Annotated in this window: 19 protein-coding genes; 9 read left to right on the plus strand and 10 right to left on the minus strand. The window is 70.0% G+C overall.

From position 1 onward, the window contains the following. Window positions 1-43: 43 nt before the first annotated feature. The 5 genes from PV396_RS39295 to PV396_RS39315 all read right to left on the minus strand — a co-directional run bounded on the left by PV396_RS39295 (window position 44) and on the right by PV396_RS39315 (window position 4,604). The gene (locus PV396_RS39295; protein WP_319213100.1) at window positions 44-307 is read right to left on the minus strand and encodes a GlsB/YeaQ/YmgE family stress response membrane protein; all 264 of its coding nucleotides are present in this window, start codon (window positions 305-307) and stop codon (window positions 44-46) included. Between the two features lie 97 nt (window positions 308-404). Continuing rightward, entirely contained in the window at window positions 405-1,607 is a 1,203-nt protein-coding gene (locus tag PV396_RS39300) for a hypothetical protein (protein ID WP_319213102.1), read from the minus strand. Window positions 1,608-1,977: 370 nt separating this feature from the next. Further along, window positions 1,978-2,736, minus strand: a complete 759-nt coding sequence (locus PV396_RS39305; RefSeq protein WP_319213103.1) for a carbonic anhydrase — start codon at window positions 2,734-2,736, stop codon at window positions 1,978-1,980. Window positions 2,737-2,903: 167 nt separating this feature from the next. Beyond that, window positions 2,904-3,356 (minus strand): hypothetical protein, encoded by a 453-nt coding sequence (locus PV396_RS39310; protein WP_319213105.1) that lies wholly within the window; start codon window positions 3,354-3,356, stop codon window positions 2,904-2,906. A gap of 225 nt (window positions 3,357-3,581) precedes the next feature. Continuing rightward, window positions 3,582-4,604: a DNA-directed RNA polymerase subunit alpha gene (locus tag PV396_RS39315; RefSeq protein ID WP_319213107.1), complete on the minus strand. Its 1,023-nt coding sequence runs from the start codon at window positions 4,602-4,604 to the stop codon at window positions 3,582-3,584. 186 nt (window positions 4,605-4,790) lie between these two features. Here PV396_RS39315 and PV396_RS39320 point away from each other — a divergent pair, with 186 nt between their 5' ends. Further along, on the plus strand, window positions 4,791-5,945 hold the full coding sequence (locus PV396_RS39320) for a M20 family metallopeptidase (RefSeq protein ID WP_319213109.1): 1,155 nt from the start codon (window positions 4,791-4,793) through the stop codon (window positions 5,943-5,945). Window positions 5,946-5,952: 7 nt separating this feature from the next. On the opposite strand, the gene PV396_RS39325 is transcribed toward PV396_RS39320, so the two are convergent. From PV396_RS39325 to PV396_RS39340, 4 genes are all read right to left on the minus strand, one after another. Further along, a complete protein-coding gene (locus PV396_RS39325; protein WP_319213111.1) occupies window positions 5,953-6,360 on the minus strand; it encodes a hypothetical protein in 408 nt (135 codons plus the stop codon). After that, window positions 6,357-6,890 carry a hypothetical protein gene (locus PV396_RS39330; protein WP_319213113.1) on the minus strand — a complete coding sequence of 178 codons (534 nt, stop codon included), beginning with the start codon at window positions 6,888-6,890 and terminating at the stop codon, window positions 6,357-6,359. The genes PV396_RS39325 and PV396_RS39330 overlap by 4 nt, the downstream gene beginning before the upstream one ends. 69 nt (window positions 6,891-6,959) lie before the next feature. Then, entirely contained in the window at window positions 6,960-8,231 is a 1,272-nt protein-coding gene (locus tag PV396_RS39335) for a hypothetical protein (protein ID WP_319213115.1), read from the minus strand. Between the two features lie 197 nt (window positions 8,232-8,428). Then, on the minus strand, window positions 8,429-10,108 hold the full coding sequence (locus PV396_RS39340; RefSeq protein ID WP_319213117.1) for a hypothetical protein: 1,680 nt from the start codon (window positions 10,106-10,108) through the stop codon (window positions 8,429-8,431). A 145-nt stretch (window positions 10,109-10,253) separates the two neighbouring features. Here PV396_RS39340 and PV396_RS39345 point away from each other — a divergent pair, with 145 nt between their 5' ends. The 8 genes from PV396_RS39345 to PV396_RS39380 all read left to right on the plus strand — a co-directional run bounded on the left by PV396_RS39345 (window position 10,254) and on the right by PV396_RS39380 (window position 16,820). Further along, window positions 10,254-11,030 (plus strand): maleylpyruvate isomerase family mycothiol-dependent enzyme, encoded by a 777-nt coding sequence (locus PV396_RS39345; RefSeq protein ID WP_319213119.1) that lies wholly within the window; start codon window positions 10,254-10,256, stop codon window positions 11,028-11,030. Between the two features lie 60 nt (window positions 11,031-11,090). Next, window positions 11,091-11,978, plus strand: coding sequence for an endonuclease/exonuclease/phosphatase family protein (locus PV396_RS39350; protein WP_319213121.1), 888 nt, complete (start codon window positions 11,091-11,093; stop codon window positions 11,976-11,978). Between the two features lie 109 nt (window positions 11,979-12,087). Then, a complete protein-coding gene (locus tag PV396_RS39355; RefSeq protein WP_319213123.1) occupies window positions 12,088-12,648 on the plus strand; it encodes an RNA polymerase sigma factor in 561 nt (186 codons plus the stop codon). Further along, window positions 12,645-13,475 carry a zf-HC2 domain-containing protein gene (locus PV396_RS39360; RefSeq protein ID WP_319213125.1) on the plus strand — a complete coding sequence of 277 codons (831 nt, stop codon included), beginning with the start codon at window positions 12,645-12,647 and terminating at the stop codon, window positions 13,473-13,475. Before PV396_RS39355 ends, PV396_RS39360 begins: the two co-directional genes overlap by 4 nt. Continuing rightward, window positions 13,472-14,305: an ABC transporter ATP-binding protein gene (locus PV396_RS39365; RefSeq protein ID WP_319213127.1), complete on the plus strand. Its 834-nt coding sequence runs from the start codon at window positions 13,472-13,474 to the stop codon at window positions 14,303-14,305. Before PV396_RS39360 ends, PV396_RS39365 begins: the two co-directional genes overlap by 4 nt. Then, window positions 14,302-15,696: a hypothetical protein gene (locus PV396_RS39370; protein WP_319213128.1), complete on the plus strand. Its 1,395-nt coding sequence runs from the start codon at window positions 14,302-14,304 to the stop codon at window positions 15,694-15,696. Before PV396_RS39365 ends, PV396_RS39370 begins: the two co-directional genes overlap by 4 nt. Continuing rightward, window positions 15,693-16,268 (plus strand): hypothetical protein, encoded by a 576-nt coding sequence (locus PV396_RS39375; RefSeq protein WP_319213130.1) that lies wholly within the window; start codon window positions 15,693-15,695, stop codon window positions 16,266-16,268. Before PV396_RS39370 ends, PV396_RS39375 begins: the two co-directional genes overlap by 4 nt. A 66-nt stretch (window positions 16,269-16,334) precedes the next feature. After that, on the plus strand, window positions 16,335-16,820 hold the full coding sequence (locus PV396_RS39380; protein ID WP_319213132.1) for an SDR family NAD(P)-dependent oxidoreductase: 486 nt from the start codon (window positions 16,335-16,337) through the stop codon (window positions 16,818-16,820). A gap of 3 nt (window positions 16,821-16,823) precedes the next feature. On the opposite strand, the gene PV396_RS39385 is transcribed toward PV396_RS39380, so the two are convergent. Then, window positions 16,824-17,471: a class I SAM-dependent methyltransferase gene (locus PV396_RS39385; RefSeq protein ID WP_319213134.1), complete on the minus strand. Its 648-nt coding sequence runs from the start codon at window positions 17,469-17,471 to the stop codon at window positions 16,824-16,826. Window positions 17,472-17,493 lie beyond the last annotated feature (22 nt).

The raw sequence follows: 17,493 nt of genomic DNA on the forward strand, positions 1-17,493 counted from the left end.
GGGAGACGTCCCATGGGCGCCTCCCGGTATCCGTGAACTCCGTTCAGTGGCGCAGTTTGACCTTGCTGAGCGCGGCTACGCCGAGGGCGGCGAGGGCGATCTGGACGAGCCACTCGACCCAGTCGACGCCGTCCGTGTCGGCGACGCCGAGGCCGGCGGCGATGCCGGTTCCGACGAACGCGGCGATGATGCCGATCGCGATCGTCCAGAGAATGCCGATGCGCTGGCGGCCGGGTACGACGAATCGACCCAGGACACCGATCACGATGCCGATGACGATCGCGCTGATGACGCCTGATATCTCCATGAGCGGTATGCCGTCCCTCGGTTGACTGGTGGCATACGAGTGCCCGTTCGAGTCGGCACTACTCTGCGCGGCCCGCCGAACCTTCCAGCCTCGGGTGTCAGTCGGCGGAGAGGGTCCAGAGCGTGGCGTGGTACTCGCCGTCGGGAGACGAAGGGTCGGTCGGTGCCGTGGCGCTGCTGCCGGTGGCGGAGCCGTGCCGGTCGACGTCGTTCGCCGCGGCCTGGCGACCGCCCAGGGAGTGCAGTTGGGTGAACCGGCGGATGTCGATGCGGTAGACGTAGGCGGTGAAGCCGGGGAAGACTTCCCCGACGACGAAGGGTCCGCCGACACCGTTGATCGCGGTTCTGAGGGGGCCCGGACCGAAGGGCGTCATGGTCCCGGTGGTGAGGTCGAAGGCGTACGCGGCGGGCCGGTTGCTCGCGACGACGGTGTGCCCGGTGACGCGCGGCTGGTACGACATCTGCGCGCCGAGGTCGGTCCAGACTCCGGTGCGGATGTCGTAGGCGAAGCCGTGGGTGGGCGGCAACTCGCCGGTGCCGCCGGTCGGTTGCGGCTGGGTGATGCCGACGATCGTGTGGCCGCTGACCGAGGTGACCTTGCTGTAGACGCCGCCGTGGAGGCCGACGTCCGTCATGACGTGGGTGCGCAGGTCGTAGACGAAGGGCTGGCCTCCGTCGTACATCGAACCGGGGGCGCCCCAGGTCCCTACGACGTAGCGGCCCTGGGAGATTGCGACCGGGACGCTGCCGCCGTCCGGGCCGGCCGGGGTACCGAGATCCGTCATGACGCCCGTGCGGATGTCGTACACGAAGGCGTGGCTGCGGAGGTTGCCCGGTGTCCTGGCGTTGCCCACCACGAGGTGGCCGCTGATGGCCCTGACCTGGCTGTCGGTGCCGTCGAAGGTGCCCAGTGCCTGCATGTGACCGGTACGCAGGTCGTAGACGAATCCACGCCGGTCGCCGTCGGCCAGCGTGGAGTTGCCGATGACGTAGCGGCCCTGGACGTCGACGGCGTCGCTCGAAGTGCCCCCGAGGGTGCCGAGGTCGGTCATGACCCGCGTGGAGCGGTCGTACGCGAAGGCGTGCCACACGTTGTCGTCGGCGGTGGCCGCGTTGCCGACCACCGTGTCGCGGTCGAGTGCGACCCCGTAGCTGCCGGTCCCGCCGAGGGTGCCTAGGTCGACGGCGGTGTACTGCGGTGGCTCGGAGGTGTGCGCGGACGCCTGCCCGGAGCCGAGTGCGAGCAGTGCGAGGGTGACTGCGGCTGCTGCGACGCGGGCACGTAATCGTCTGGATCTCATGAAGCCCCCTGTGATCGGAATGCGCGGACATTCGGAATGCGCGGACATGAGGACGTGCGGAGTGCGGTGTGCGGACGTGCGCGTTGCGGACATGCGGATTGCGGACTTGCCGACAGGGGGAACGCGCGGGGTTCAACCGTCGTGCGCGTGCGGGTCGCCGCCGTTCACCCGTGATCTTGTCCTTGCTACCGTCCGGCCGATCCGGGCAGGCTCGGGGCCGCCGAATGTACGGAAAAACTCATCCGTACGACGATCCGCCATGACCATTCCGGACGCATGTTCGGTAGCTGTCAATCGGGACGCCGACTGGACGGCACGCGAAGGCGGCCGCCGTGGTGGTCCACGACGGCCGCCCGAGGGGAGTGCGAGGTCAGCAGATGCGGTGCACTCGCTGGGTGTTCAGCTCGTAGCGGGTGCCCACGATGGCCAGCGCGCCCGAGTCCACCTTGGCGGCTAGGTCGGGTTCCGCGGCCAGGCGCGAGCGTATGAGCCGCACGTTGGCGTCGATCGTCGCGTCGATGCGCGCGTCGCCGTTCCTGCTGCGGTCGATGGCCGGGGTGATCTGGTCGGCCAGATACTGGATGTGGGCGGGCAGTCTCTCGCCCGACTGGTCCGCCTGGACCGTGGCCTTCACGGCTCCGCACGACTGGTGGCCCAGCACCATGAGCAGCGGGATACCCAGCTCGAGCACGCCGTACGCGAGGCTGCCGAGCACGGCCTCGTCGAGGACCTGGCCCGCGCTGCGTATCGTCATCAGATCGCCGAGGCCCTGGTCGAAGACAAGCTCCGGAGGTACCCGGGAGTCGATGCAGCCGAGAATGAGGGCGAAGGGGTGCTGGCCGGTCGTCAGCGTCTGCCGGACCTCGGGGGACTGGTCGGGGTGCTGCTGCCGGAAGGTACGCCAGCGGCGGTTGCCCTCCGACAGCTCCCGCAGCGCCTCCTCGGCGGTGGTCGGGTGCTTTCGCTGGGCGGCGATGTGCGGTGCGGCGAGCGCGGGTTCGGCGCCGAGGGTCAGGCCGGCGCCGACTGCCGCGGTCCCGGTGAGCGCGGCGCGCAGGAGGGAGCGCCGGGCGGGAGATGCTGTCCGCTGCGAGGGGACGGCTCTGTGAGGTGTGGGGTCAGAGTTCACAGAGGGGAACGTATGTCCGGCTCGACGTTCCTCCGCTCCGGTTGCCGAATCATGATCGAAAGTTGAAGTACTTTTGGCGGCTTCGGGGGAATCTCTTGGGTGTGCGCTCAAGTGGGGCCGGTGCGTCGGGAATTGACGGACCGGCAGCCATGTCCGAAGGGCGCTGGTCAGGCGTCGCGGGAGTCGGCCGCAGGCGTTGTCGGCGCCAGCAGCCCGCGCACCGCCTCCAGGTCCGCCACTCTGCTGCGGCGCAGACGGCCCCGGCTGTCGGCGTCGAGTTCGGCGGGGCGGATGGCCACCAGGCGTATCCCGTTCCGCGGGATGAGCGTGTCGCGACGGGCGTCGTACCGTGCCCGCTGCTCGCCCCGGTGCACGCCACTGATGGTGAGCCGGTCGGGCTTGTCGAAGTGCGGCATCGGCCGGTCGTGCTGGAGCTCCCGGTACTCGACCACCAGGCGCAGGCCCGGCCAGTACGAGTCGACCGGCAGTTTCACCTGCCGCCCGTTTCTCCCCGGATCGCCCAGCAGCCAGTCGAACCCGTGCTGACGCAGGCCGGTCTCCCCGAGTGCTTCGTCGCACAGATCGAGGACGTACGCCTCGTCGCTGTCGTGTCTCGCCATGTCCGGGATGATGCCGGCGAGGTGCGACAGCGCATGGCGTGGACGCTCTCGTACCGCGCCGCACCCCCTCGGAAACACCGCAGCCGACGACCACGGGCCCGCCGTGCCACAGATGGCGTGGCGGGCCACAGGAACACGACCGCGCCCGTCACCTTCGGCGGCGTCTCCTTGATCGTCGGCTGCTCCGCATGGCCGGCTCCCCGGGGAACCGGCCACTGCGCGGCGTCAGTACTGCTCGGTCTCCACGAAGCTGCCGTCCGCGTCGCTGTCGGCGCCGAAGGCGTCCGCGGCGGCGGTCGGGTTGAATCCGGGCGGGCTGTCCTTCAGGGCCAGGCCCATGTCGGCGAGCTTCGCCTTGACCTCGTCGATCGACTTCGCACCGAAGTTGCGGATGTCGAGCAGGTCGGCCTCGGAGCGGGCGACGAGCTCACCCACGGAGTGCACGCCCTCACGCTTCAGGCAGTTGTACGACCGGACGGTGAGGTCGAGCTCCTCGATCGGCAGCACCAGGTCGGCGGCAAGGGCGGCGTCCGTGGGGGACGGGCCCATGTCGATGCCCTCGGCGTCGATGTTGAGCTCACGGGCGAGCCCGAACAGCTCGACGAGCGTCTTACCGGCGGAGGCCATGGCGTCACGGGGACGCATCGCCTGCTTGGTCTCGACGTCGACGATCAGCTTGTCGAAGTCGGTGCGCTGCTCGACACGCGTGGCCTCGACCTTGTACGTGACCTTGAGGACCGGCGAGTAGATCGAGTCGACCGGGATACGGCCGATCTCTTGGCCGACCTGCTTGTTCTGCACGGCGGAGACGTAACCGCGACCGCGCTCGACGGTCAGCTCGATCTCCAGCTTGCCCTTGCCGTTGAGGGTGGCGAGGACGAGGTCGGGGTTGTGCACCTCGACACCGGCCGGCGGCGCGATGTCGGCGGCGGTGACGAGCCCGGGGCCCTGCTTGCGCAGGTACATCACGACGGGCTCGTCGTGCTCGCTGGAAACGACCAGCTGCTTGATGTTGAGGATGAGGTCGGTGACGTCTTCCTTGACGCCCGGCACGGTGGTGAACTCGTGCAGAACGCCATCGACACGGATGGACGTGACCGCCGCACCCGGGATCGAGGACAGAAGAGTCCGACGAAGTGAATTGCCAAGGGTGTAGCCGAAGCCCGGCTCCAGCGGCTCGATGACGAACCGGGAGCGGAACTCGTCGACGACTTCTTCGGTCAGGGACGGACGCTGAGCGATCAGCACGGGGTGTTGCCTCCAGTGGTTTGGCGCCCGCTATGTGACGCCGTAGACCCTACGAAGGGTACGCGCGATACGAACGATACGGCCGCCGAAGGGTGTGAACCGACCCCGAGGCCTCTTGCCGCCACCTGTTCGGACCGACGGCAGTTTGCCACGATCGGAGAAACACGGTGGGGGAGCGGAGGCGTCGTGCTGCGAAAGCTGCTGTCGGCCGTGGAGGGCGAACTCGCGTTCGCGGTGTCCCTGAGGCGGCGCCTGCACACGAAACCCGAGCTGGGCGGAGTGGAGACCGCCACCGCGCGCCTCATCGCCGCCGCCCTGCCGGTCCGTGCCCGCCCCCTCGCCGGTACGACCAACCTGGTCGCCACCGTGGGCGGTGACGGACCGGGCGTCCTGGTACGGGCGGAGCTGGACGGCATCGAGGTGACGGAGAACACCGAGGTCCCCTACGCCTCGGCGAACGGCAGGATGCACGCCTGCGGCCACGACGTGCACTGCGCGGCGCTGGTGGCGCTGACCCGCGCGGCACACCGCCTCTCCGGCGAACTGCCCGGCCCGCTGATCGCTGTGTTCCAGGCCAGCGAGGAACGGGCCCCCTCGGGTGCCGGGACGGTACTGGCCGACGCCGGGCTGGCCCACGCCGTGCGCGCCGCCGTCGGGGTCCACGTCCATCCCGGAATCCCGTGGGGTGCCCTCGGCGCGGACGCCGGCACGGTCAACGCCGCCACCTACGGATTCGAGATCCTGGTCGAGGGGAAAGCCGGTCATGGCGCCTACCCGCACACCACCGACGATCCGGTACTGGCCCTGGCGCAAGTCGTGGTCGCACTGCACACCGTCACCGGGCGCAGGGTCGATCCCGTGCATCCCGCGGTGCTCAGCGTCTGCGCGCTGCAGGCAGGCACGGGAGAGAACGTGATCCCCTCCACGGCGCGGGCTCTGGGCACCCTGCGCACCATGCACACGGACGACCACGCACGGTTGAGGGAGATCGTCGCGACCACGGTGGAACGGACAGCCGCGGCCCACGGCTGCGTCGGGACCGTGCGCACCACGCGCGACGAGCCGGCGCTGGTCAACGACCCTCCCCTGACCCGGGCCGTCCGCGTGATCGCCGAACAGGCGGGCGTGCCACTCGCCCGCCCCTGGCGTTCCTGCGGCGGCGACGACTTCGCGCGCTACGGGACCAGGTGGCCCTCCCTGATGGCCTTCGTGGGGCTGGACGGCGCGCCGGGCTTTGAACCCGTACCGCTGCACAGCCCGCTCTTCCTTCCCCCGGAGGACGCCGTCGGCCAGGTGGCCAGGGCACAGGCTCTGGCCTACCTCGCTGCCTCCGGCCTCTGACCCCGGCTCAGGGCAGAACCTTCACTATGGGCAGCGACTTCGACTTCAGACGCGTGAACAGGGTTTCGAAGTGGTCGCACAGCTGGCTGCCGGACGCCCGGTCCTCCATCACCATCACGCCGTGCAGCCCCAGCAGGGCGAACTGGTCACCGGGCTGATCGATCCGGGTGGGAATCGTGAACTGGATCTCCTCGCTGTCCACCAGCAGAATCGACGGGCAATTGGGGAGAAAGGGAATCAGGCGTACCTGGATGTCGATCCGACTGCTCGCCCCCGCACGCCGGGAGATCTCCATCACCCGTGCGAGATGCTCGTACGCCTGTAAATCGCCTTCCATGTCGTCACGCCGTAGTTCGACCCCGTTGAAAGAGCGCCGGAAGATTTCGGCATAGACCTCCGGCGGCCTTTGGATCAACCGGTGGTAGGAGAGTTTTGTGCCGCTGCCCCGTTCTGGGAAAGCCGGGTGGTGAGGCATTCCTCTATGGCGTCGAGATATTCCGAGCGGTTGTCCGGCGGGTCGAGGAGTGTGGCTCCCTCGCCCTCGGGAGGGCTGTAGTCACCGACGACGTAGATACGGCGTTGGGCCTTCCGCACCGCCGACGTGGCCACGTTGTATCCGGTTCCCGAGGCGTCGTCGCCCTGGTTGTCGGGCACGAACCGTACGCCCGCGTGGACCCGGTCGATGTGCCGGTCCAACTCGTCGCGCAGCCGGGTGAGATGGGTCGAGACCTGGTCGTTGAGGACGCCCAGATCGGCGTGCACCTGATCCTTGGTCGCCTGCAGCGCGCCCGTGATCTCGTCCTCGGTCGCCAGCCGCAGCCGGTCGATGGCGAAGGCCCCCGCGGACGCCAGCAGGCACAGCGCCAGCAGCCCCACACCGATCCTGGTGTCCTGCACCAGGATCGCGATGCCGTAGCCGGACGCCAGCGAAAGAATGATCTTCAAGAGATCGACAGCTGTAAAATGACGCCTCAGAAACCGCCGAAAGTCGGACTCTGACACGGCCTTCCCCCTTTACATCGGCCGAGTCGGACACCTCTTTGCTGGTGCTGTGAAAACTGACGGATCGGAGTATCGCCCGGTGCGTTCCTGGACGTCCTGGAAACGCTCCTGGGTTTCGCGCGAGATCTCCCGCAACAGCCGTCTCTCGACCTCTGCCAGGGGTGGGGTGTCCGAATCCCATTCGGTCGCCCGGAACGCCCGGCCGTCGTTCGCGTACGGATCGCGCGCCCGGCCGGCTTCCCGCATCTTCGCCACGGTCCGCAGCGCGTCCGGTGACCCGGTCAGGCTTCGTGTTCCGGTGCCGGCGCCACCGAGATTCGTCCGCGGCAGATTGATGTGACCGAGCCGCCACCGGTCGATGTGCAGACCGATCGTCCGGGTGAGCCGTCTGATGTCCTCGGGCTTGCCTTCGGAGGCGCGGGCCAGCGCCGGGAACAGATCCCGCATGAGTTCGAAGTGCAGGCCCACCGAATGGCTGCCGCTCGTGAGGCCCAGTGCGTCCCGGATGCGGTGGTACTCCGCGGTCTCCATGGTGTCCACGAGCAGATCCGTCATCCGCGCCACCACACCCAGAAGCCGCTCCGCGCGCAGCAGAAGAGGGGGCACGGTCTGCGTCCGGCCCGCTTCCAGCTCCGCGACAGCGCGTTCGATGTGGTCGTTGACAGCCCGTGTCAGCAGCTCAGGCATCTGATGAGCGGCACGGAACTGCATGAACACCGTCTCCCCCGGCAGCTGCCTCTCCCGTACAGCCGCTCGAACGACTTCTGGACGCACGAACTCCTGATACCCGTACGGTGCTCCGCCGACGCATGAATGCTCCAGTGCCACCCGCTGCAGCATCACGTAGCGCAGCACGAGCTGCTTCCACTCGGACGCCTCGGAGTGGTCGGCCAGCGGTTTCAACTCCTGGGCGAGGATGCGCTCCTCGGCTGCCAGGTGCCGCCAAGCGGGCGAGTCTGTGACAGCGAGGGCGTGTCCTTCGGCATCCTCGTCCAGGGGAGCCAACTCGCGCACCAGCCAGGCCAGTTCGTTCCAGAGGGTACCGAATCCGACCATCCATTCCAGCGAGCGGACGGCTTCCGCCTCCCGCTCGCGCCGCAGCCTGTCGACCGTTTCGGCCGCGAGTGCCGCGAGGTTGTTCAGGCCGACTTCCATGGCCTGAAACAGCGCCTGCAGGGCCTGCCATGTACTGCCCCGTGCGGGCGTGGGTTCTTCGGTCGCCGCCTTGAAGAGGGCCGGCAACGACTGCAACTCGTCGTAGGAGGCAGCAACTGGGGAGTCCACTACCACCACCTTCCTCGGCTCCTGGGTCGTGGCTCAGGGGTGTTCTGTATCGAAGTGAATCTACGGTACAGCGCGGAGCCGAGGCGCTCATACTGGCGCGTTCCAAGCGCCGCCCTGTCTCAATGTGGTCGCAGGGCGGCTTCGTCCGGTTCCCTGCGATCAACGTGCCTTCGCACATGTGGCGTCGGCGGCGGTGATCACCTGACATCGACGTAGTCGGTGACCCGGGCGCTCCGCAGGTACCGGTCGCCGGTCTGGCGGTCGAAGGCGACGGCCCAGGTGCCGTCCTGCCGGGCGGTCGCCCTACCGACGAGGTGACCGTGTCCGTCGGTGCCGAGGTCGCTGACGAAGCGGTACATGGTGGACCCGCGGGGCCGGAAGTAGAGGGCCGGCGAGCTGTTGCCGAGCGGCTTCCAGGTGGCGCCGTCCTTGTACTGGAGCAGCCCCGAGAAGGTGATCGGGCGCGACGTGCGCACCGGGTCGGGGGAGGCGTGGAAGCCGGTGACGCGGGTCGCGTAGCGGCGGAGGTGCGTGGGTGAGGTGGTGCTGGACGCAAGGTCGGGGTTGCCGTTGAAACGGGCGCGCCAGTAGGCGTCGTCGGTCGGTGTGGTGAAGGTGCGGGCGAACGTCTCCGGGAAGCCGGGCTTGTTGTAGCGGATGCTGACGGGGAGAGTGACGGCGTCCTTCCAGCCGCTTCTGCCGTCCCTGGAGTACTGCAGGGTGACGGTCGGTCTGGTCGGCCAGTGCGCGCGTGCGTCCTCGTAGTGCACGGAGCCGGAGACCTTGAGGGACGCGTTGTCGTTGAGGATCGCGCTCATCGCGGTCCAGGTGGTGTGGGCGACGTGGAGGCTGAAGGGCTCGGTGGCGAGCTGCTGGAAGGGCATGCCGTCGGTGCCGGCCATGAGTTGGGCGGTCGGCGCGGCGTTCTCCGAGGAGACGCGAAGGCTGTAGGAGCCGGTGCTGTCGGTGGTGGTTCTGCCGACCAGGAATGCGGCGAGACCGTCCGGGCCGAGACCGAAGAGCGCGATCGTGGTGTGCGGCAGCGGCTGCCAGCCGGCCGCGGTCTGGATCTCCGCGCGGCCGGTGACGGTGCCGGTCGTGCCCTGCCTGAGGTCCAGGGCGTGCGTACTGGCCGAGAAACGGACCGGCGCCTGGACGGTGTGCAGGTTCTGCTTGGGCGTCATCACGTCGATCGCGCCGGGGTAGGCGGGCGCGGCCAGAGGGGACGCGGACAGCTCGACGGACGTCTCGGTGGGGACGAAGGCGGTGGAGAAGCGGCCGTCGGCGGCGGTGGTGGCCGTCAGCCGGACTCGACCGGTCTCGATGGCGACGGGCAGGCCCGCGGCGAGGACGGGGGCGTCGGGCCGACGGGGATCCTCGGCGAGAACCGTGCCGCTGACGGAGACCTTCTGGTGGAGGTAGTCCGGCACGCCGGGGGTCGCGGTCAGGTCGGGGATCGTGACGACTGTCCGGTACTCCAGGGTGTACGGGGACAGGGCCCCGGTCACCGTGGCCCCGGAGACGTCCTGCAGGTCGACCGTCACCCGGTAGTCGCCGAGATCCGCCAGGTGCACGGGCGCCCGCCAGGTACCGGAGCGTGCGTCCTGTCCGGAGTACTGGGTGAAGTCCTCGGTCGACCCGGCTTCCGGGTCCCCGGCCGGTGCGTCGAGCGGGTAGAAGTGTGCCGTGATGCGCGTGAGGGGACTGTCCGAGTGCGCGGTGACGAACAACATCCCCGGCTGGCTGGTCCAGCCGTCCGCCCCGACAAGCACGGGACCGCCGTCGGCGCTGTCCGCCCGGGCCGGGAAGAGGCCCGAGAACAGGGAGGCGGACAGCGCGGTCGCCGTGGCCGCCGCCAGGAGGGTGCTGCGTCTCATGATGGTCCTTCAGAGGATCTTCGCTTCGGTACAAAAATTTCACAGGAAATACCAAGAGGAATCAGGCTCTTGTCCTGGAGACGGCAAAACGTTCGCGCGGGAAAATCGCTGTTCGAGCGTGGGGGCGCGGTGATAGACACCCGGAGTGGAAAAGACTCTCAAGTTCCCCGATCTCCTGCGGCTGATCGACGACCGCTCGAACGCCTTCCGTGCCGCGGTCGCCTCCGCGCCCAGCCTCGACGTACAGGTGCCGACCTGCCCCGAGTGGACGCTGTTCGATCTCGCGCAGCACATCGGCGAGGGGCGCCGCGACTGGGCCGTCACCGTCGCCGCAGGACCCGCTCCGGCCAAGTCGGCGGCGGAGGGCGCCCCGGCTGCGCCTCGGGAGCGCGAGGCCCTGCTGGCCTGGTTGGCGGAGTCCACGGAGCAACTGCTGGACGCCTTGCGGAAGGCCGGCCCGGATCGCGGTTGCTGGACATGGTGGGAGGCGTCGCAGTCGCCGGAGACCTGCGGTGCCGTAGCCCGGCACCAGCTCCAGCAGCTGGCGGTGCACACGTACGACGCGCAGATCACCGTAGGCGCCCAGGAGCCGCTGCCGGAGGAGGTGGCGCTCGACGGTGTCGACGAGTTCCTGTCCACCTGTTGCGCGACGACGTCCCCCTGGCCGCACAAGGCGGCGGTCGTCGACTACCACGCCACCGAGGGCCCCTCCTGGCGTCTCACGCTCTCCCCGGACGGCGCCCGGACCACGCCACTTCCCGCGCCGGCCGCCGCAGCCGACCAGGACGCGGCCGACGTCTCCGCCCGCGGCACGGCCGGTGACCTGGTCCTGTTCCTGTACGGCCGTATCCCTGTGGACGCCTTGCAGGTGGAGGGCGATCGCGGGCTGTTCGACCTGCTCTTCGCCTGGGAGCCGGCGTAGGGGACCTGACGGTGCCCCCCTTGTGTGCGATGCCGACACTCCCGTCCCATAACCTCGGACATGGAGACGCCGGACGTCCTGCGGATCCATGGTGAGGAGGCGACAGTGCTCGGAAAGGTCACGCGGTTGCTCGCGGGCGCCATGACTGTGGCCTGCCTGGTGCTGGTCGGGCCCAGCGCACCGGGCGATGCCCTCTTCGGCCGGTCGCTGCCCGTGAGCGCCGTCAGGGACGTCGTACCGAACCGGGTCATGACGTGGAACATCTGCAACCCCTGCGATGTGAGCGACGTCGACCGGGCGGCGGACATCGCCGAGGCCGCGCCCCAGGTCATCGGCATGCAGGAAGCATGCGTGCGGGACGTCGAGAGGATCCGGGAGTATCTGGAAACCCTCCACGGGCTCGTCTACCACGTCGAGTACGGGTCGGTTCTCCAGAACTGGAACCGGTGCGGAGGAGTGCCGTGGAACCCCGGAGGGTTCGGCCAGGCGATCCTGTCGGCCGCGCCGATGACGGACCGCGTCAGGGTCGAATACCCCGACGGCGGGTCAGAGGACCGCGGGTACCTGGCCGTCACGACCACGGTGGACGGCCGGACCGTCCGGGTCTTCAACACGCATCTCGCCCAGCGACGCCAGGAAGACGTCCGGACCGGCCAGGTGAAGGTCCTCGCCGCCGAAGTCGCCCGGTACGACCGTGCCATCGTTCTCGGCGACTTCAACGCGGTGCCCGACTCCCCCGAACTCGCCCCGATGTGGGCGCTGGCCACCGACACGGACTCCCGGTGCCGCCCCTCGCTCAGCGGCAACTGTGAAGCGACCACCGACTGGAACAGCAAGTTCGACTACGTCTTCCTGCGGGGCGTCGCCCCGATCAGCCACCGGGTGCAGCCCAGTCCCAACTCGGACCACCATGCGCTGTACACCGACCTGAACATCGTCGGGCAGTAGGCCCGGGTTGACGAACAGCGCCCCGTAGCCGTACGCGGCGCCGGGCGTGGATGTGGCGGGGATCACGTCCGGGGGAAAACCCGCGTCCCGGGCCGGGCGTCTATCGGGTGTGAGATCAGTCAAGGCACCGCCCCACGAGCTGGACGAGGAAGGTCTCGTCCGGCTCGTGGCGAAAGGCGACCGTGCCGCGTTCGAGGAGTTGTACCGGCGTACGTCGCCGTGGATGGCGGTGCGGCTGCGCCGCCGGTGTGCGGACGAGCAGATCGTCGCCGAGGTCATGCAGGAGACCTACCTGGCGGTGTGGCGCGCGGCGGGCGCGTTCGCCGGTGCCGCGGTCGGCGGGTCGGCCACCGGTTGGCTGTGGACCATCGCGGCGCGCCGTCTGGTCGACGCCTTCCGGCGCAGAGCGCATCACGCCGACCCACCGCCGGCCGCCGCCGTGCCCGACGCGGCGCCCGCCGCCGAGGAGGAGGCGCTCGCGACCACCGTCGGTGGTGATGTCGGGGACGCGCTGCGCTGCCTGGCACCGGAGTTGAGACAGGTACTGCAGGCCATGGTGCTCGACGGACTGTCCGTCCGGGAGACCGCGGTCCTGCTCGGGCTGCCCGAAGGCACGGTCAAGACCCGTGCCCGGCGGGCCCGGATCGCGATGCGGAGGGCACTGACATGAGGGTGGAACACGCGTCGACGCGGATGATCGAGGGGTACGCGCGCGGCGGCACCGACCTCGCCGCCGACGAGATCTGGGCCGTGGAGGCACATCTGGAGGTGTGCCGGGTGTGCCGTGACCGGCTGGCCGCCGCTGTCGGTGCCGAGGTGCCCGCCGTGGCGTCGCTGGTCGACACCGTCTGGTCGGCCCTCGAACCCCAGTTGGCGGTGGTGCCCCCGATGCCGCCCCGGAGGCGTTGGTCGGCCCGGCTGTCGAGGTGGATGACGCCCACGATGCTGCCGTGGCTGGCCATGGCCGTGGGCGTGACCCTGCTGGCACTGCTGCTCGACCTTGCCTACACGGGTTCCGACTCCGGCTCCGGCGGGGTGTCGTGGGTGCTGCTGCTCGCGCCGGTCCTGCCCGTGCTCGGCGTCGCGGCGTCCTGGGCGCGCGGTCTCGACCCCGCGTACGAACTGACGGCCTCGGTGCCCAGGGCAGGGCTCCAACTGGTGCTGCGGCGTACCGCTTCCGTACTCGTCGTGGTCGTTCCCACGCTGCTGGTGGGCGGCTGGGCGACGGGCGTGATGGTCGCCCAGTGGCTGCTGCCCTGTCTGGCCTTCACGGCGACGACGCTGGCACTGGGCGGCGTCGTCGGTGTCACCCGCGCCGCCGTCGTCCTGGCCGCCGTGTGGGCCGCGGTGGTCGTGGCACCGACCCTGGCCACCAGCCGTACGACCTTCGTTCTGCGGACGGACGGTCTGCCCGCGTGGGGGCTGGTCCTCGCACTCGGCATCGGTGTCGTGATCGCCCGCAGAGGTGCGTACTCCGTACTCGGAGCCCATCAATGACCACCAGAGAGGGACACCACATGAAGTCCGCGGTGAGCGCGGCCGACATCGCACCGACGGCCTACGCCTGGGAGATCCAGGCAACCGGGCTGAAAGTGAGGGTCGGCAGGAAACGGATGGCCGTCGACGGGCTCGATCTGAAGCTGGGCATCGGCGTGCACGGTCTCCTCGGACCGAACGGCGCGGGCAAGACCACCCTCATCCGGGCGCTGGCCACCGTGCTGCGCCCCACCGAAGGCACCCTGGAGCTGCTCGGCGAGTCCGTGGGCGGTATGGGCGAGCACCGTGCGGTGCGGCGCCGGATCGGCTACCTGCCGCAGGACTTCGGCTACTACAAGCGCTTCACGGTACGCGAGTTCGTCGAGTACATGGCGTGGCTGAAGGAGGTGCCCAAGGCGGACATCCCCGCGGCGGTGCAGCGCGCCGTCGAGCGGGTGGGCCTGGCGGACCGCGCCGACGAGAGGATGAAGGCGCTGTCGGGCGGCATGGTGCGCAGAGCCGGTATCGCCCAGGCCATCGTCAACGACCCGACGATCCTCCTCCTCGACGAACCGACGGTCGGCCTGGATCCGGCGCAGCGGCTGCGCCTGCGCGAGCTGCTGCAGGAGTTGGGCACGGACACCTGCGTGCTCGTCTCGACCCATCTGGTCGAGGACGTCGCCGCCGCCTGCACAGACGTGGTGCTCTTCGCCGACGGACGGCTGGTCTTCCAGGGCCCTCCGGACGAACTGGCCTCGATGGGCGGCCCGGAGCACGTGGGCGACAGCCCGCTGGAGCGCGGCTACTCCGCTCTGCTGCTCAACCCCGAGCAGGCAAGGGGGACTTGGTGAACATCCGAATCCTGCGCATCGAGCTGAAGCGCTCCGTCGCGCCGTGGGCCGGCGCCGTGGTCCTGACGGCCGCGCTGGCCTTCCTGTACCTGGTCGACGCGGAGTGGTGGAGGGGTACAACGGCGTGGACGGCCCAGTGGACGACCCTGGCGCTGTGGACCCGCTCCCTCCTGTTCTACCTGTGGCCGATCGTCGTGGGGCTCGGGTCCCTGCAGGGTCTGCGCGACCACCGCTCGAAGACGGTCGAGCTGCTGACCAGTACGCCACGTCCGGCCTGGCATCGCGCGGCCACGTCGGCGGGCACGACGGCGCTCACGCTCGCCTCGGCCTTCGCACTCCTCGTCCTGGTGGGCGGGGTCCAAGTGCTCGCCAACACCGAGTACACACACCTCGGTTGGCTGCCGATCTCGCTGGTGGGGGCACTCTCTCTCGTCGCGGGGGCCGTGCTGGGCATGGGAGTCGCGCGAGCACTTCCGTCCGCGCTCACCCCGCCCGCCATGGCCATGGGCGCCTTCGTGTTCACGGTTCTCATGTCCCAGTCGCACAGCCGGACGGAGACGAGTACGGCGCCGGGGTTCCCGATCACCGAGCCGACCCGGATCTCGCTGCTGTCACCGGCGGTGCAGGAGGTGCGCGACGCGCTCCTCACCCTCTCCGCCGCCGTGCACGCGGGGCAGACGATCTGGCTGCTCGGCATGGCCGTGACCGGCTTCGCCCTGCTGGTGGCCACAGCACCGCGCACCAAGGTGATCGCCCTGGCGCCCGTCCTGGCGGGCGGGATCATCGCACTGCTCGTCCTCCCCTCCGACCCGCGCCGGATCTACGTCATGGACGAGACCGCCGCCGAGCTGGTGTGCGAGGGCCCGGTCTGCGTGACCAGAACGCAGCAGGCGCGACTCGCCGACCTCGCGGACCCCGGCAGGAAGGCGCTGAGCCTGATGCGGGGCGCCCTGGGCGGCCAGGCGCCGGTCTCCGTTCGCGAGGACCACGCCGTACTGCCGGACGGCTCCACACCGCGCTGGTCCCGCGAGGCGGTGCTCTTCGACTTCGACGACCACACCGTGGCCTCGGCGAAGGACGAGGAGCTGACCCGGGCACTGATCGTCAAGGGCATGGTGCCGGGGTGCGCCCCCGTGGGCTGGGAGTCGTTCGATCTCAAGGAGGTCGCCGCGCAGAGCATCGCGGTGGCCTGGGTCCTCGGGGAGGATGAACCGATCGACAGTCCCTCCGCCGCTTCGAGTGAGGTGCGCGCCCTCGCCCGCCCGGCGTGGAAGAACCTGAGGGCGCTGCCACCGGCCGAACAGCTCTCGCGGATCAACGCGATGCGCACCGCCGCTCTCTCCTGCAAGGGCGACCCGTTCGACGCGCTGTCCGGCGGCGCGGCCCGGTGAGATGGCTGACGTTGTACGCGCGCTCACGTCAGGTACCCGCGTCGCTCGCCGCGATGGTGATCAGCGCGGTGGCGGTGTGGGCCCTCGCCCCCCATGCGGGCGGGAGAGCCGGCGATCCGTGGCTGCCCGTGCTCGTCATCACCGCGGGGGTGATGGCGGCGTCGGTCGGGCTCAGCGGGCAGGATCTCGCGCTGGACCGGACCGCCGCGATCCGCTGGGTGCCCCGCAGAGGGGCACACGTACTGCTCGCCGGCGCGCTCGTCGCCACCGTGCTGCTGATCGCGCAGACCGCGGGCGGGGACACGGCCGGCACCGCGTCGGCCGTCCGGGACAGCGCGGGCCTGATGGGCCTGGCCGCCCTGGGTGCCGCGCTCTGGGGCGCCCCGTACGCCTGGACCCTGCCCTTCGCCTGGCTGTCGTTCGCGGGCTTCGCCCCGCCCCCGACGAGTACGCCGATGCGTGTGGCCACCTGGATGCTGCTGCCCTCCGGCACGCCGGCGGGCACCTGGACGGCCACCGTCCTCGCGGTCACCGGCACCCTGGCCTACGCCGTCGCGGGACCGAGACGGTGACCACGAGAGGGGGGTAACGACGCGCGGAGACACCTCCACTGCGTCCGCGCCGTTCCTGTTCAGCGCATGACGATGAGGAAGTCGCGCTCCCTGGACGTCGGTTCGGCCCATGCGATCGTCACCGGCGGGTCGAGCGGCATCGGCCTGGCCACCGCCCGGCTGCTCGCGCAGCGGGGCGCGAAGGTGTCGCTGATCGCTCGTGGCCCGGCGGTGGCCCCCGGGATGGTGGCGGGAGGGCGGGGCAGCGTGGTCGCCGTGTCCTCCGCCGCGGGGCTGATCGGCGTCTTCGGGTACAGCGCGTACGGGCCCGCCAAGTTCGCCGTACGCGGACTGATGGAGGAGGTGCGGGCCGAACTGACACCGGCGTGGGGTGCACCGTTGACCGCCGAGAAGGTGGCGGCGGCGATCGTCGCGGGTGTCGAACGCAGACGGTTCGTGATCTGCCCGGACACGGGCACACGGGCGCCGGCCAGGTTCGGCAGTGTGTTGACGCCGCTGCTCAACCGGGAGTTCGACCGCAGGGCGAGATCGATCGCCAAGGCGGCGAAGTAGTCGTCAGCGCCCGGATTCGGCGCGGCGGCAGTGCAGGAACAGGTGGGGTTCGGGCTCGGCGCTGGGGTGGTCCGGGGTGAACACGATGCTGTGCCGGGCCAGTACCGTCAGCCCCGCGGCCTCCACCATGCCGGTGAAGTCCTCCTCGGCGAAGCTCGTCGCGCGGACCGGCCGGCCCATGAACACCACCTCGACGTCCTCCACGTCGGCCGGCACTGTGGCCAGCACCAGATGGCCGCCGGGCTTCAGGGCCAGGGTCAGGCGCCGCAGCACGGCCGACTGTTCGGCGCGGGTCATCTGCAGCAGCGAGAAGAACACGCAGACGCCGTCCAACGAGGCAGGCTCGAGGGGGAGTTCCCGGACGTCGGCATGGCGGAACTCGGCCTCGGGGACCTGCCGTACGGCGAGTTCGACCATGACGGGCGAGATGTCGACGCCCAGCACCGAGTGCCCCGCCTCGACCAGCGCGGCAGCGGTGGGGCGCCCGGTGCCGCTGCCCACGTCCAGCGTGCGCGCGCCGGACGGCAGCCGCTCGATGAGCCAGTCCAGAGCCTGTCGGTGCGCGGGGGCGCCTGCGAACGCCCTCTCGTAGTCGGCGCCCAGTGCGTCGAACAGCACGGCGGCGGGCGGCCGTTGGTCCTCGTGCCTCATGTCTGTGTCCCCTCGTCGGCCG

Origin of the sequence: Streptomyces sp. ME02-8801-2C (assembly GCF_033793965.1) — a bacterium.
GTDB lineage: Bacteria > Actinomycetota > Actinomycetes > Streptomycetales > Streptomycetaceae > Streptomyces.